Below are 15,499 nucleotides of genomic sequence, written 5' to 3'. Positions count from 1 at the left end.
CACGTTCAAGTGCGGTTTACTGCGTTCAAATTTTTCTTTAGACACGGTTACACCTCTTCCTGTTTCTTAAGTCCTGGGGATCAACCCTTTTTAATGATCGCTTCGGCAATGTTCGAAGGAGCTTCCATGTAACGGGAGAACTCCATCGCATAAGACGCCCGACCCTGCGTTGCAGAACGCAGATCGGTGGCGTAACCGAACATCTCCGACAACGGAACTTCTGCACGGATGACTTTACCCGAAGGGCCCTCATCCATACCCTGAATCAGGCCGCGACGACGGTTCAAATCACCGACGACGTCACCCATGTACTCCTCAGGGCTGACAACTTCAACCTTCATGATCGGCTCAAGAAGCGCAGGATTGGCTTCCAGAGCACCTTTCTTCATCGCCATGGAACCGGCGACTTTGAAAGCCATCTCGTTGGAGTCAACATCGTGATACGAGCCATCATACAGGGTCGCTTTGATGCGCAGCAGCGGATAACCGGCCAGACAGCCGTTCTGCATCTGCTCGGAAATACCCTGCTGAACTGCCGGGATGTATTCCTTTGGAACCACACCACCAACAATCTCGTTCACGAAGATAAAGTTCTCACCATCTTCATCATCCAGCGGCAGCGGCTCAAGCTTGATCTTGACGTGACCGTACTGACCACGACCACCAGACTGGCGAACAAACTTACCTTCCACGTCTACCGGCTTGCGGATGCACTCACGGTAGGCCACCTGCGGCTTACCAATGTTTGCTTCCACCTTGAACTCACGCTTCATACGGTCAACGATGATATCCAGGTGAAGCTCACCCATACCGGAGATGATGGTCTGACCGGATTCTTCATCAGTGCGCACACGGAAAGACGGATCTTCCTGGGCCAGCTTGCCCAGCGCAACACCCATCTTCTCCTGGTCAGCCTTGGACTTCGGCTCAACAGCCACAGAGATAACCGGCTCCGGAAACTCCATGCGCTCAAGAATAATCTTGTGGTTCTCGTCGCACAGGGTGTCACCGGTGGTGACGCTCTTCAGACCGATCGCAGCAGCGATGTCGCCCGCCAGAACTTCTTTGATTTCCTGGCGATCCTTGGAGTGCATCTGAACCATACGGCCGACGCGTTCTTTCTTGGCCTTGACCGAGTTGTATACCGCATTACCTGATTCCAGCTTACCAGAGTAAACCCGGAAGAAGGTCAGCGTACCCACGAATGGATCAGTCGCGATTTTGAACGCGAGCGCAGCAAACGGCGCATCATCATCCGCCTGACGGGTTTCTTCGGTTCCGTCTTCGTCAACCTCACCGCGAATGGCCTTAACCTCATCCGGAGCAGGCAGAAACTCGACAACGGAATCCAGAACCGCCTGAACGCCCTTGTTCTTGAATGCCGAGCCACAGGTAGCAACAACGATTTCGTTGGCCAGGGTGCGTACGCGCAACCCTTTCTTGATCTCGTCGATGGTCAGCTCACCCTCTTCCAGGTACTTCTCCATCAACTCTTCATTGGCCTCAGCCGCAGCTTCCATCATCTGCTCGCGGTACATGGCGACTTCATCCGCCATTTCCTCGGGAACATCTTTCTGATCGTAAGTAGCACCGGAATCTTCTTCATTCCAGTAGATCGCCTTGTTACGAATCAGATCAACGATGCCGGCGAAGTTATCTTCAGCACCGATTGGCAGCTGAATGGGAACCGCATTGGCTCCCAGACGGTTCTTGATCTGGTCAACCACACGCAGGAAGTTGGCACCGGCACGGTCCATCTTGTTGACGAACACCATGCGAGGAACTTCGTACTTGTTGGCCTGACGCCACACAGTTTCTGACTGCGGCTCTACGCCTGAGGAACCACAGAACACAACAACCGCACCATCCAGCACACGCAGTGAACGCTCTACTTCGATAGTAAAGTCAACGTGCCCCGGGGTATCGATAATATTGATCCGGTGTTCCGGATACTGCTTGTCCATGCCCTGCCAGAAACAGGTCGTCGCAGCAGAGGTAATGGTAATACCACGCTCCTGCTCCTGCTCCATCCAGTCCATGGTAGCCGCACCATCATGAACTTCACCGATTTTATGGGAAATACCTGTGTAGAACAGGACCCGCTCGGTGGTTGTGGTTTTGCCCGCATCAACGTGCGCACAAATACCAATGTTTCTGTAACGCTTGATAGGAGTCTTGCGTGCCACTGTATAAACCTCGGCTGATTAGAAACGGAAGTGAGAGAACGCCTTGTTGGCTTCTGCCATGCGGTGTACGTCTTCACGCTTCTTAACAGCGGAGCCCTTGCTGTCAGCGGCGTCAAGAATCTCACCTGCCAGACGCTGCGCCATAGACTTCTCACCGCGCTTCCGTGAATATTCTACGAGCCAGCGCATGGCCAGCGCGTTCTGACGGGAAGGCCGTACTTCTACGGGCACCTGATAGGTAGCACCACCCACTCGACGGGACTTAACCTCAACCATCGGCTGGATGTTTTCCAGGGCCTTCTCGAACATCTCGATCGGCTCTTCCTTCGACTTTTCGGCAACGATGTCCAGTGCGCCGTAAACAATGCGCTCTGCGACCGACTTCTTACCGCTCTCCATCACGTGGTTGATGAACTTGGCAAGACGTGCACTGCCGAATTTCGGATCCGGGATAATTTCCCGCTTTGCTGCAACTCTTCTTCTAGGCATCGATAAGCCCTTATCTATTAAAAGGTCTTCAGGAACCCCTGAGATAGCATCTGCTACTCAGCCTTACTCTTACCGTTCTGACAAGCAACGATAAAAGACACCCGCGTGGGACATCAGGACTTGGGTCGTTTTGCACCGTACTTGGAGCGGCCCTGCTTACGGTTCTGTACACCCTGGGTGTCCAGCGTTCCGCGAACAGTGTGATAGCGCACACCCGGAAGGTCTTTTACTCGACCGCCACGGATCAGCACAACACTGTGCTCCTGAAGGTTGTGACCTTCACCACCAATGTATGAGGAAACCTCGAAGCCGTTGGTCAGACGAACACGGCACACTTTACGCAGTGCTGAGTTCGGCTTCTTCGGCGTTGTGGTGTACACACGAGTGCACACACCACGGCGCTGAGGACAGGCCTGGAGCGCGGGAACGTCGCTCTTGGCTACCTTGCGCTTACGAGGCTTACGCACCAACTGATTAATCGTTGCCATGTAAGCAAACTCCAAAAAACCATATCAATGAAACTTGCCCCCAAAAGCTGGGGGCAAAATTTAAGGGACGCAAGTTTAAGCCTGCGCCCTTGCACAGTCAAGGTGACTGATCTCTTTTTAACCACCCGCCGCATAAGTAACTACCGGTGGGTGGCGCACTTCCCAACTCAGCTTTCGCGGTTGAGCTCAGCGCTCAGAGCTTCTTCCACGTCAGCCGCGGTTACGCCCTGCTCTTCCAGCTCGCGCTTGCGACGACGCTCATTGTGGTACGCCAGACCGGTACCGGCCGGGATCAAACGACCAACCACAACGTTTTCCTTAAGGCCGCGCAGGTAATCACGCTTACCGGTGACCGCACCTTCGGTGAGTACCCGGGTGGTTTCCTGGAACGAAGCCGCAGAAATAAACGACTCGGTAGCCAGTGAAGCCTTGGTGATACCCAGCAGCAGACGCTCGAACCGCGCAGGTTCCTTGTCCGCCACATTGGCCTTTTCGTTTTCTTCCAGAACCTGGGTAATTTCCACCTGGTCACCAGACAACAGCGTGGTATCACCCGGATCGGAGATTTCCACTTTGCGCAGCATCTGACGAACGATAACCTCGATATGCTTATCGTTGATGACAACACCCTGCAGACGGTAAACGTCCTGGATTTCGTTGGTGATGTATTTGGCCAGCTCAACCACACCCAGCAGACGCAGGATGTCATGGGGGTTGGACGGACCGTCGGAAATCACCTCACCCTTCTCAACCGTTTCACCTTCAAACACGTTCATCTGACGGTGCTTCGGAATCAGAACCTCATAGGCATCGCCATCCTTCGGAGTGATCACCAGGCGCTTCTTGCCCTTGGTTTCCTTGCCGAAGGATACGGTACCGCTGATTTCCGCCAGGATGGACGACTCTTTCGGGCGACGAGCCTCGAACAGGTCGGCAACCCGCGGCAGACCACCGGTAATATCCCGGGTCTTGGAGCTTTCCTGCGGAATACGTGCAACGACGTCACCCAGCTCGATCCTGGCACCGTTGGCCATGGTCACCAGAGCATTAGCGGGCAGGAAGAAGATAGCAGTACCGCCGGCCGGCAGCTCAACATCTTCGCCCTTCTCATCGATCAGCTGAATGGCCGGACGGATGTCCTTACCAGCAGCCGGACGCTCCTTCGAATCGATCACTTCCATGGTGGACAAACCGGTCAGTTCGTCGGTCTGGGTGCGGACAGTAATGCCCTGATCCATGTTGACAAACTTGGCGGTACCACCAGCTTCCGCGATGATCGGATGCGTATGCGGATCCCATTTCGCGACCACAACACCGGCTTCCACAGCATCACCGTGCTTCACGGACAGGACTGCGCCGTATGGCAGCTTGTACCACTCACGCTCACGCCCCTGCTCATCAGCGACTGCCAACGCGGAGGAGCGCGAAATCACAACCAGGGAGCCGTCACTCTTCTCAATGGACTTGAGGTTGTGCAGGCGAACCGTGCCACCATGCTTGACCTGAATATTGTCCACAGCAGAGGCCCTGCTTGCCGCACCACCGATGTGGAAGGTACGCATGGTCAGCTGGGTACCCGGCTCACCGATGGACTGTGCGGCGATAACACCCACGGCCTCACCAACATTCACCCGGTGGCCACGGGCCAGATCGCGACCGTAGCACTTGGAACAGATGCCGTGACGGGTCTCACAGGTAATCGCAGAGCGCACCCAGACCTCATCCACACCGGCATGCTCCAGCATTCCTACTGTCTTCTCGTCCAACAAGGTACCGGCGGGAACCACCGCGTTGTCCTTGTCAGTCGGAGTGAACGCATCACGAGCCGTGACACGACCCAGCACACGATCACCCAGCGGCACAACCACGTCGCCGCCTTCGATGTGCGGCGTCATCAGCAGGCCTTCGGAAGTACCACAATCTTCCTCGGTCACCACCAGATCCTGGGAGACGTCTACCAGACGACGCGTCAGGTAACCGGAGTTCGCGGTCTTCAGGGCGGTATCCGCCAGACCCTTACGAGCACCGTGAGTGGAGATGAAGTACTGCAGTACGTTCAGGCCTTCACGGAAGTTCGCGGTGATCGGCGTCTCGATGATGGAGCCATCCGGCTTGGCCATCAGACCACGCATACCCGCAAGCTGACGAATCTGGGCGGCGGAACCCCGCGCCCCGGAATCGGCCATCATATACACGGAGTTGAACGACTCCTGCATTTCGTCTTCGCCGTCTTCGCCTTTCACCGGCTTGCCATCAGGGCCAATTACCTGTTCTTTGGACAGGCGCTCCATCATGGCCTTGGACACTTTGTCGTTGGCACGGGACCAGATATCGATAACCTTGTTGTACTTCTCGCCCTGGGTCAGCAGACCGGACGCGTACTGGGTTTCGATATCCTTAACTTCATCGGAGGCAGCATCCACCAGCTCGTATTTCTCCGGCGGGATCTCGAAATCGTTAAAGCCGATGGAGATACCGGAGACCGTGGCGTAGTGGTAACCCATGTACATCAGCTGGTCGGCAAAAATAACGGTGTCTTTCAGACCCGCATCCCGATAACAGGTGTTGATCAGGTTGGAGATCGCCTTCTTGACCATCGGCTTGTTCACCAGGTCGAAGGACAGACCGTCCGGCACGATATCGAACAACAGCGCACGGCCAACGGTGGTATCAACAATCTTGTACTCTTCGGTACGCTGGCCGTCTTCCTGAATCGTGACTTCCTTCACGCGCACCTTGACGATGGCCTGAAGGTCGACCTTGCCAGCACCGTAGGCACGGTGTGCCTCTTTCACATCGGCAAAGACCATACCCTCACCCAGGGCGCTCTTGCGCTCACGGGTCATGTAGTACAGGCCCAGAACCACGTCCTGGGACGGGACGATGATTGGCTCGCCGTTGGCAGGCGACAGCACGTTGTTGGTAGACATCATCAACGCACGGGCTTCAAGCTGTGCTTCCAGGGTCAGCGGTACGTGAACCGCCATCTGGTCACCGTCGAAGTCGGCGTTGTAGGCGGCACACACCAGCGGGTGCAGCTGAATCGCCTTGCCTTCGATCAACACTGGCTCGAACGCCTGAATACCCAGACGGTGCAGAGTTGGCGCACGGTTCAGCATGATCGGGTGCTCACGGATGACCTCATCCAGGATATCCCAGACCACGCCTTCCTCGCGCTCGACCATCTTTTTGGCCGCCTTGATGGTAGTCGCCAGGCCACGATGCTCAAGCTTGGAGAAAATAAACGGCTTGAACAGCTCCAGGGCCATCTTCTTCGGCAGACCACACTGGTGCAGACGCAGGTACGGACCCACCACGATCACCGAACGACCGGAATAGTCGACACGCTTACCCAGCAGGTTCTGACGGAAACGACCCTGCTTACCCTTGATCATGTCAGCCAGGGACTTCAGCGGGCGCTTGTTGGTGCCAGTGATGGCACGGCCACGGCGACCGTTATCCAGCAGCGCGTCCACAGCTTCCTGCAGCATACGCTTTTCATTGCGCACGATGATGTCCGGCGCGTTCAGCTCCAGCAGACGCTTGAGACGGTTGTTCCGGTTGATCACGCGGCGGTACAGATCGTTCAGATCTGAGGTGGCAAATCGACCACCGTCCAGCGGCACCAGCGGACGCAGGTCCGGCGGCAGAACCGGCAGCACGGTCATGACCATGTCACCTGGCTTATTGCCGGAGTACAGGAACGCCTCAAGAATCTTCAGGCGCTTGCTGAACTTCTTGATCTTGGTTTCGGAGTTGGTCTGAGGAATCTCTTCACGCAGGGTATCCACCTCTTCCTGCAGATCAATGCCTTCCAGCAATTCCTTGACCGCCTCGGCACCCATACGGGCGTCGAATTCGTCACCAAACTCTTCCAGCGCTTCGTAATACTGCTCGTCGTTCAGCAGTTGCCCCTTCTCCAGGGTCGTCATGCCCGGATCGATAACAATGAAGGACTCGAAGTACAGCACCCGCTCGATGTCACGCAGGGTCATATCCAGCATCAGGCCGATACGGGATGGCAGTGACTTCAGGAACCAGATGTGAGCGACCGGGCTGGCCAGCTCAATGTGGCCCATGCGCTCACGACGAACACTGGCCAGTGCAACTTCAACGCCGCACTTTTCGCAGATCACACCGCGATGCTTGAGGCGCTTGTACTTGCCGCACAGACACTCGTAGTCCTTGATCGGGCCGAAGATCTTGGCACAGAACAGACCGTCACGCTCCGGCTTGAAGGTACGGTAGTTAATAGTCTCAGGCTTTTTGACTTCGCCAAAAGACCATGACCGAATCATGTCGGGAGATGCCAGCCCGATACGGATGGCATCAAATTCCTTGCTTTGATTCTGGCTCTTGAGAAGATTCAGCAAATCTTTCATCAGTAAAAGCTCCGGATGGCGTTAATCTCGGGCGGGAGCCCAGAGGGCTTCCCGCTCACGCTGCCAAAAAACAATTCGGCTCAGTCGGATTCCAGCTCGATGTCGATACCCAGCGAGCGGATTTCCTTGACAAGAACGTTGAAGGATTCGGGCATACCCGGCTCCATGCGATGATCGCCATCGACAATGTTCTTGTACATCTTGGTCCGACCGTTTACATCATCAGACTTGACGGTAAGCATTTCCTGCAGCGTATACGCCGCACCGTAGGCTTCCAGAGCCCACACTTCCATCTCACCGAAGCGCTGACCACCGAACTGCGCCTTACCACCCAGCGGCTGCTGGGTAACCAGGCTGTAAGAACCGGTGGAACGAGCGTGCATCTTGTCGTCGATCAGGTGGTTCAACTTGAGTATGTACATGTAGCCCACGGTAACCGGACGATCAAATGCATCACCGGTACGGCCATCGTACAACCTGGTCTGACCCGTGGTATTCAGGCCGGCCAGCTCAAGCATACGCTTGACCTCGGCTTCCTTGGCGCCGTCAAAGACCGGCGTCGCCATGGGAACACCTGTACGCAGGTTGCCCGCCATCTCAAGGATTTCCTTGTCACTGAACGAGTCCAGGTCCACCTTGGTCACTTCGTCAGAGTGGTTGTAGATCTCATCCAGCAGCTGACGCAGCTCGGCCACCTTACGCTGTTCATCCAGCATCTGGCTGATGCGCTCGCCTAGCCCCTTCGCTGCGGCACCCAGGTGAGTCTCAAGCACCTGACCTACGTTCATCCGCGACGGAACACCCAGCGGGTTCAGCACGATATCGACGGTTGTACCATGATCATCGTAAGGCATGTCCTCAATCGGCATAACCGCAGAGATAACACCCTTGTTACCGTGACGGCCGGCCATCTTGTCGCCTGGCTGAATGCGGCGCTTGATCGCCAGATACACCTTAACAATCTTGAGTACGCCCGGCGCGAGGTCATCCCCCTGCTGCAGCTTACCCTTCTTGTCATCAAAGCGTGCTTCGTGTTCTTTCTTGCGATCTTCCAGCCCCTGCTCGGATTTCTCCAGCAGCTCGTTCAGGGCTTCGTCCTTCATCCGCAACCTGAACCAGTCATCCCTTGGCAACTCGGCCAGGTAAGCGTCATCAAGCGTCGCGCCCTTCTTCAGGCCCGGGCCGCTGATCACTTCCTGCCCCTTCAGGGCACTGGTCAGACGCTCAAAGGTGGCACCTTCAACGATTCGATACTCGTCCTTCAGATCCTTGCGATACTGGTCCAGCTGCTCTTTCTCGATGGACTGGGCACGCTGATCCTTCTCGATACCGTCACGGGTGAACACCTGAACATCGATGACCGTACCACGGGTGCCAGTCGGCACACGGGAGGAGGTATCCTTAACGTCCGAGGCCTTCTCACCGAAGATAGCCCTCAGCAGCTTCTCCTCCGGCGTCAGTTGGGTTTCGCCCTTCGGCGTCACCTTGCCAACCAGAATGTCACCGGGACCAACTTCCGCACCGATATAGACAATGCCAGACTCGTCCAGCTTGGACAGCGCACTTTCACCAACGTTCGGAATATCCGCAGTAATTTCTTCGCTGCCCAGCTTGGTGTCACGAGCCACACAGGTCAGTTCCTGAATGTGGATAGTCGTGAGCCGATCTTCCTGTACCACTTTCTCGGAGATGAGGATGGAATCCTCGAAGTTATAGCCATTCCAGGGCATGAATGCGATGCGCATGTTCTGCCCCAGCGCCAGCTCACCCAGATCGACGGATGGCCCGTCAGCCAGCACATCACCACGAGCAACCACATCGCCCTGACGCACAATGGAGCGCTGGTTAATACAGGTGTTCTGGTTTGAACGGGTGTACTTGGTGAGGTTATAGATATCCACACCAGCATCACCGGCCTCGGTTTCGCTGTCATTGACACGGACAACCACACGAGCCGCATCCACACTCTCGATCACACCACCGCGACGTGCGGTCACACATACGCCGGAGTCCTGAGCCACCGTGCGCTCCACACCGGTACCAACGAGCGGTACCTGAGAACGCAGAGTCGGCACGGCCTGACGCTGCATGTTGGAGCCCATCAGAGCCCGGTTGGCATCATCGTGCTCCAGGAACGGAATCAGGGATGCCGCAACCGAAACAACCTGCCGCGGGGAAACGTCCATGAAGTTGACGTTTTCCGGCGGAGTAACGGTAAATTCGTTCTGATGACGGACAGTAACCAGTTCGTCGGTCAGGCGCTTGTTCTCGTCCATCGCCGCACTGGCCTGTGCGATGATGTAATTGCTCTCTTCGATCGCGGAGAGATACACCACCTCATCAGTCACTTCGCCATCGACCACCTTACGGTACGGACTCTCCAGGAAGCCGTATGAGTTCGAGCGGGCGTAGGTTGCCAACGAGTTGATCAGACCGATGTTCGGGCCTTCCGGTGTATCGATAGGACAAACACGACCATAGTGAGTCGGGTGTACGTCCCGAACCTCAAAACCAGCACGCTCACGGGTCAAACCACCGGGGCCGAGAGCAGAAATACGACGCTTGTACGTGACCTCGGACAGCGGGTTGTTCTGGTCCATGAACTGGGACAGCTGACTGGAGCCAAAGAATTCCTTCACGGCTGCAGCTACGGGCTTGGCGTTGATCAGGTCCTGAGGCATCAGGCCTTCACTTTCAGCCAGGCTCAGACGCTCGCGGACCGCACGCTCAACACGCACCAGGCCAACACGGAATTGGTTTTCAGCCATCTCACCGACACAACGAACGCGACGGTTACCCAGGTTGTCGATGTCATCGACGTTGCCCTGGCCGTTACGGATATCGATCAGAGTCTTGAGAACGTCGATGATATCTTCGTGAGTCAGCGTACCTTCACCGGTACTCTCCTCACGACGCAGCCGACGGTTCAGCTTCATGCGGCCGACAGCAGACAGATCGTAACGCTCTTCGGAGAAGAACAGGTTATTGAACAGGTTCTCCGCCGATTCTTTTGTGGGAGGCTCACCCGGGCGCATCATGCGATAGATTTCAACCAGCGCTTCCAACGGAGAGCGGGTCGGATCGATACGCAGGGTGTCAGACATGAACGGACCACAGTCCAGATCGTTAGTATACAGAGTTTCGATCTCTGTCACACCGGCGTCCAGAATCTTGGTGACAACCTCTTCGGTCAGCTCGCTGTTTGCCTCAACCAGCACTTCACCAGACTTGGTATCCACCATGTCCTTGGCCAATACGCGGCCATAGAGGTACTCAGTCGGTACTTCCAGTTCGCTGATACCGGTCTTTTCGAGCTGCTTGATGTGACGGGCGGTAATCCGGCGACCTTCCTCGACAATGAGGTTGCCCTCGTTGTCCTTGATATCGAAAGTCGCGATATCGCCACGCAGACGACTCGGAACCAGTTCGAGCTTGCACACTTCTGCACCGACTGCGAATTTACTGGTTTCGAAGAACATCTCCAGCATCTGCTCGGAGTTGTAGCCCAGCGCCCGCAAAAGGATGGACGCTGGTAGCTTGCGACGACGGTCAATACGAACGAAGACGCAATCTTTGGGATCGAATTCGAAATCGAGCCAGGAGCCACGGTAAGGAATCACCCGCGCTGAATAAAGCAGCTTGCCGGATGAGTGGGTTTTACCCTTGTCGTGATCGAAGAACACACCAGGTGAACGGTGGAGCTGGGAGACGATTACTCGCTCGGTACCGTTAATAACAAAGGTACCGTTCTCCGTCATCAGGGGCATTTCGCCCATGTAGACTTCCTGCTCTTTGATGTCCTTGATCGCCTTGTTAGACGACTCCTTATCGTAAATGATAAGGCGGACTTTGACGCGCAGCGGCGCTGCATAGGTTACGCCCCTAAGCTGGCATTCCTTGACATCAAATACCGGCTCGCCGATGCGGTAACTCACGTATTCGAGCGCGGCGTTGCCAGAGTAACTGACAATCGGGAATACGGATTTGAATGCTGCGTGAAGACCGGTTTCCCGGCGATCTTCGGGTGCGGCTTCCATTTGGAGGAAGTCCCGGAACGAATCCAGCTGAATAGACAGCAAATAGGGGACGTCCATCACGGAAGGCAATTTACTAAAATCTTTGCGAATCCGCTTTTTCTCAGTGTAGGAGTAAGTCATCTGCATTCCCCAGCTTTAGACCTGATACCTGGTATCAAGAAGCAACCATTGTTCTGCTTCGGGGCCGATTTGCTCGGCATACTGCGCCGTCTTGAACAAGACTCTGGCTGTAGGTTATAGAAACTGACATCAACCTGTAATTGCACACCAGACTCTATAGCATATACAACAGAAAAAGGCCGGTGGCATAAAGCCACCAGCCCATCCATGCTTAATGCACGGTTTCGATCAACAGCCGACTCTTACTTAAGCTCAACAGAAGCGCCTGCTTCCTCAAGCTTCTTCTTGGCTTCTTCAGCGTCGTCTTTGCTAGCTGCTTCCTTGATAACGGAAGGAGCGCTGTCGACCATTTCCTTAGCTTCTTTCAGACCCAGGCCGGTCAGTTCACGAACGGCCTTGATAACGTTTACTTTCTTCTCACCAGGACCGGTAAGTACTACGTCAAACTCGGTCTGCTCTTCAGCGGCAGCTTCGCCACCAGCAGCAACTGGTGCAGCGGCAACTGCAGCAGCGGCAGATACACCGAATTTTTCTTCCATTGCTTCAACCAGCGCAACAACGTCCATTACGCTCATTTCAGCAATTGCGTTCAAAATGTCTTCGTTAGACAGAGCCATGACTTTCTCCCAAAAATATAAAAAATGGTGTTCAACAGAATCAAGCAGCTTCTTGCTTCTGGTCGCGAACTGCCGCTACAGCACGAGTCACTTTCGAAGGAACTTCGTTCAGTGTACGTGCCAGCTTGGTGATCGGTGCCTGTGTTACTGCAGCCAGCATAGTCAACGCTTCGTGACGCGTTGGCAGCTTGGCCAGGCGATCAATCTGGTCTGCACCCATCAGCTCACCGCCGACGGCCAGGCCCTTGATCTCAAATGCCTCTTTCTCTTTGGCAAAATCCTTGAGCAGGCGTGCTGCCGCACCCGGATCTTCCATAGAGAACGCCAGAATGGTCGGGCCAACCAGGGCCTCATCAATGCACTCGAACTCAGTACCGCGAATCGCAATCTTTGCCAGGTTGTTACGAACAACCTTCAGATGCACGCTTTCAGCACGAGCCTTGGCACGAAGAGCCGTCATATCACCAGAGGTGACACCACGGTAGTCAGCCAGAACCACAGACAGAGCACCACCGGCAGTCTCGTTGACTTCAGCGACGATCGCTTTCTTGTCTTCGAGTCTAATTGCCACTGGATTTCTCCTCGATTTCGCCGGGGGTATTCCCGGCAAACCCATCATTGCCCTTGAAGCTTTCCTGCGACTCTGTCGCAATCGGCCTTTTACGGGCGCCTTAACGGTGTTTGGGTTCAGAGAGAACGTCTTCACACCGTCTGCGCAGGCATTGCTTTAACCCTTCCAGTCAATTGACTTCAGGGGCCTGCGGTCTTTGACAGCCTTGGCTTCCGCCCAGACTACAAAGTAACTACCGTTCAGATGATCAGATATTCAGACCGCTCTGATCGATAGTCAGGCCAGGACCCATAGTCGAGGAAACGGTGATCTTCTTGAGATACACACCTTTCGCCGACGACGGCTTGGCCTTTTTCAGATCTGCCACCAGAGCCTCAAGGTTTTCCTTGATGTTCTCGGCAGAGAATTCAACATTACCCAGCGGAGCATGGATAATACCGTTCTTGTCGGTACGGTAACGAACCTGACCGGCTTTGGCGTTTTTGACCGCAGTCTCAACGTCCGGTGTAACGGTACCGACTTTCGGGTTCGGCATCAGGCCGCGGGGACCCAGGATCTGGCCCAACTGACCTACAACACGCATGGCATCCGGAGTGGCGATAACCACATCGAAGTCCATGTTGCCCTTTTTAACTTCGTCTGCCAGGTCATCCATACCAACCACATCAGCACCAGCGGCTGCTGCCTTCTCGGCATTGGCACCCTGGGTGAATACAGCAACACGAACGGTCTTACCAGTACCGTGGGGGAGAACCGTGCTACTACGTACCACCTGGTCGGATTTACGCGCATCCACACCCAGATTAACGGCGACGTCCACGGACTCTTTGAACTTGACGTTCTGGCCAAGTTCAACCAACAACGCAACAGCCTCGTCTACAGAGTAGGCGCGGGTGGAATCAACTTTTTCGCGGATCAGCTTCTGACGCTTGCTCAGCTTTGCCATGTTACAGGCCCTCCACATTCAGGCCCATGCTACGGGCTGTTCCTGCAATGGTACGAACCGCTGCATCCATATCGGCTGCAGTAAGATCCGGCTCTTTGGTTTTGGCAATTTCTTCAAGCTGCTCACGGGTCACGGTACCAACCTTGTCGGTATTCGGACGACCGGAACCGCTCTTGATGCCAGCTGCCTTTTTCAGCAGGACCGGTGCAGGCGGGGTCTTGGTGATGAAGGTAAAGCTGCGATCACTGTATACGGTGATAACAGTCGGAATCGGCAGGCCCGGCTCCATATCCTGAGTCTGGGCGTTGAACGCCTTACAGAACTCCATGATATTCACGCCGCGCTGACCCAAAGCGGGACCAACGGGGGGACTCGGGTTGGCCTTGCCGGCAGCAACCTGAAGCTTGATATATGCTTCGATCTTCTTTGCCATGATAGCTCTCCTGTGGGTTCTGACGCCTTTCGGCTCCCCTGTTTCTACAACTGCATAAAGCAGACACAAAAAGCCCGCGTCGCATTAGCGCGCGAGCTTTTAGCCTTCGGGCTACCGCTTAGTCTTTCTCAACCTGCCCGAACTCCAGCTCTACCGGAGTTGAACGACCAAAGATAAGCACTGCAACCTTGACTCGACTCTTTTCGTAGTCAACTTCTTCCACAACGCCATTAAAGTCCGCGAACGGCCCCTCAACAACGCGTACAATCTCGCCCGGCTCAAACAACGTCTTGGGCTTCGGCTTGTCGGCGCCACTCTCAACTCGACGCAGAATAGCTTCCGCCTCACGCTCAGTGATCGGCGCCGGCTTGTCCTTGGTACCGCCAATAAAGCCAAGCACACGCGGCGTATTCTTCACCAGGTGCCAGGTGGCATCGTCCATTTCCATCTGGACCAACACATAACCAGGATAGAACTTGCGCTCACTCTTACGCTTCTTCCCGTCACGCATCTCGACAACTTCTTCGGTGGGAACCAGAATCTCACCGAACTGCTCTTCCATGCCGTTAAGAGCAACACGCTCTTTCAGAGTGCGCATTACGTGCTTTTCAAAGCCAGAATACGCATGAACGACGTACCAGCGCTTAGCCATTGCCCACTCCTGTTAACCGATAAATCCGGCGACCAGCCAACTGATCAGCGAATCCATTCCCCACAACAACAACGCCACAACCAGCACAAAGACCACCACAATAACGGTGGTTTGAACGAGCTCGGGCCTGGTGGGCCATACTACTTTCCGGATTTCAACCCTGGCCTCTTTGAGCAGCGTCGCAAAACGACGACCGCGATCAGTCTGCAGCGCAACAAAAGCCGCCACCAACGCAAGAGCCACAAGAGCCAGAACACGATATAGCAGTGACTCGGCACTAAAATACTGATTCCCCACCACACCGATGGCAATCAGAACAAACACAACCAGCCACTTCAGGGTATCGAAACGGCTGGTTGACTGAACGGCTTTTGACTCCATAGGAATCAACTTATGTATCCGGATGTTAAAAAATGGCAGGCCAGGAGGGAATCGAACCCCCAACCTGCGGTTTTGGAGACCGCTGCTCTGCCAATTGAGCTACTGGCCTGCACCGAAACAACTCAGTGCAACTACAATCGAGTAACCCGAGGGTTACTCGATGATCTTGGCGACTACGCCGGCACCAACGGTACGGC

At 55.1% G+C, this 15,499-nt stretch carries 11 protein-coding genes and 1 tRNA gene; all 12 read right to left on the bottom strand.

The window, feature by feature from the left end:
• Positions 1–80: 80 nt before the first annotated feature.
• Complete coding sequence (gene fusA / locus MARLIPOL_RS06180; RefSeq protein WP_012139856.1) at positions 81–2,186, bottom strand: elongation factor G; 2,106 nt, start codon at positions 2,184–2,186, stop codon at positions 81–83.
• An 18-nt stretch (positions 2,187–2,204) separates the two neighbouring features.
• Positions 2,205–2,675: a 30S ribosomal protein S7 gene (gene rpsG / locus MARLIPOL_RS06175; protein WP_012139855.1), complete on the bottom strand. Its 471-nt coding sequence runs from the start codon at positions 2,673–2,675 to the stop codon at positions 2,205–2,207.
• A gap of 113 nt (positions 2,676–2,788) precedes the next feature.
• A complete protein-coding gene (gene rpsL, locus MARLIPOL_RS06170) occupies positions 2,789–3,163 on the bottom strand; it encodes a 30S ribosomal protein S12 (protein WP_012139854.1) in 375 nt (124 codons plus the stop codon).
• Positions 3,164–3,330: 167 nt separating this feature from the next.
• Positions 3,331–7,545, bottom strand: coding sequence for a DNA-directed RNA polymerase subunit beta' (rpoC, locus tag MARLIPOL_RS06165; protein ID WP_012139853.1), 4,215 nt, complete (start codon positions 7,543–7,545; stop codon positions 3,331–3,333).
• Between the two features lie 80 nt (positions 7,546–7,625).
• Positions 7,626–11,702 carry a DNA-directed RNA polymerase subunit beta gene (gene rpoB, locus MARLIPOL_RS06160; RefSeq protein ID WP_012139852.1) on the bottom strand — a complete coding sequence of 1,359 codons (4,077 nt, stop codon included), beginning with the start codon at positions 11,700–11,702 and terminating at the stop codon, positions 7,626–7,628.
• A gap of 242 nt (positions 11,703–11,944) precedes the next feature.
• Positions 11,945–12,319 (bottom strand): 50S ribosomal protein L7/L12, encoded by a 375-nt coding sequence (gene rplL, locus MARLIPOL_RS06155; RefSeq protein WP_036190864.1) that lies wholly within the window; start codon positions 12,317–12,319, stop codon positions 11,945–11,947.
• A 40-nt stretch (positions 12,320–12,359) separates the two neighbouring features.
• Complete coding sequence (gene rplJ / locus MARLIPOL_RS06150) at positions 12,360–12,890, bottom strand: 50S ribosomal protein L10 (protein ID WP_036190863.1); 531 nt, start codon at positions 12,888–12,890, stop codon at positions 12,360–12,362.
• A 247-nt stretch (positions 12,891–13,137) separates the two neighbouring features.
• Positions 13,138–13,836 carry a 50S ribosomal protein L1 gene (rplA, locus tag MARLIPOL_RS06145; RefSeq protein ID WP_012139850.1) on the bottom strand — a complete coding sequence of 233 codons (699 nt, stop codon included), beginning with the start codon at positions 13,834–13,836 and terminating at the stop codon, positions 13,138–13,140.
• A 1-nt stretch (position 13,837) separates the two neighbouring features.
• On the bottom strand, positions 13,838–14,269 hold the full coding sequence (gene rplK, locus MARLIPOL_RS06140; RefSeq protein ID WP_012139849.1) for a 50S ribosomal protein L11: 432 nt from the start codon (positions 14,267–14,269) through the stop codon (positions 13,838–13,840).
• Between the two features lie 118 nt (positions 14,270–14,387).
• The gene (gene nusG, locus MARLIPOL_RS06135) at positions 14,388–14,921 is read right to left on the bottom strand and encodes a transcription termination/antitermination protein NusG (protein WP_012139848.1); all 534 of its coding nucleotides are present in this window, start codon (positions 14,919–14,921) and stop codon (positions 14,388–14,390) included.
• A 12-nt stretch (positions 14,922–14,933) separates the two neighbouring features.
• Positions 14,934–15,302, bottom strand: coding sequence for a preprotein translocase subunit SecE (secE, locus tag MARLIPOL_RS06130; protein WP_012139847.1), 369 nt, complete (start codon positions 15,300–15,302; stop codon positions 14,934–14,936).
• Between the two features lie 33 nt (positions 15,303–15,335).
• Positions 15,336–15,411: transfer RNA gene (locus MARLIPOL_RS06125), tRNA-Trp, on the bottom strand.
• Between the last annotated feature and the right edge of the window lie 88 nt (positions 15,412–15,499).

This window comes from Marinobacter lipolyticus SM19, from assembly GCF_000397065.2.
GTDB lineage: Bacteria > Pseudomonadota > Gammaproteobacteria > Pseudomonadales > Oleiphilaceae > Marinobacter > Marinobacter lipolyticus.
This window is presented reverse-complemented; position numbering and strand designations above follow the sequence as displayed.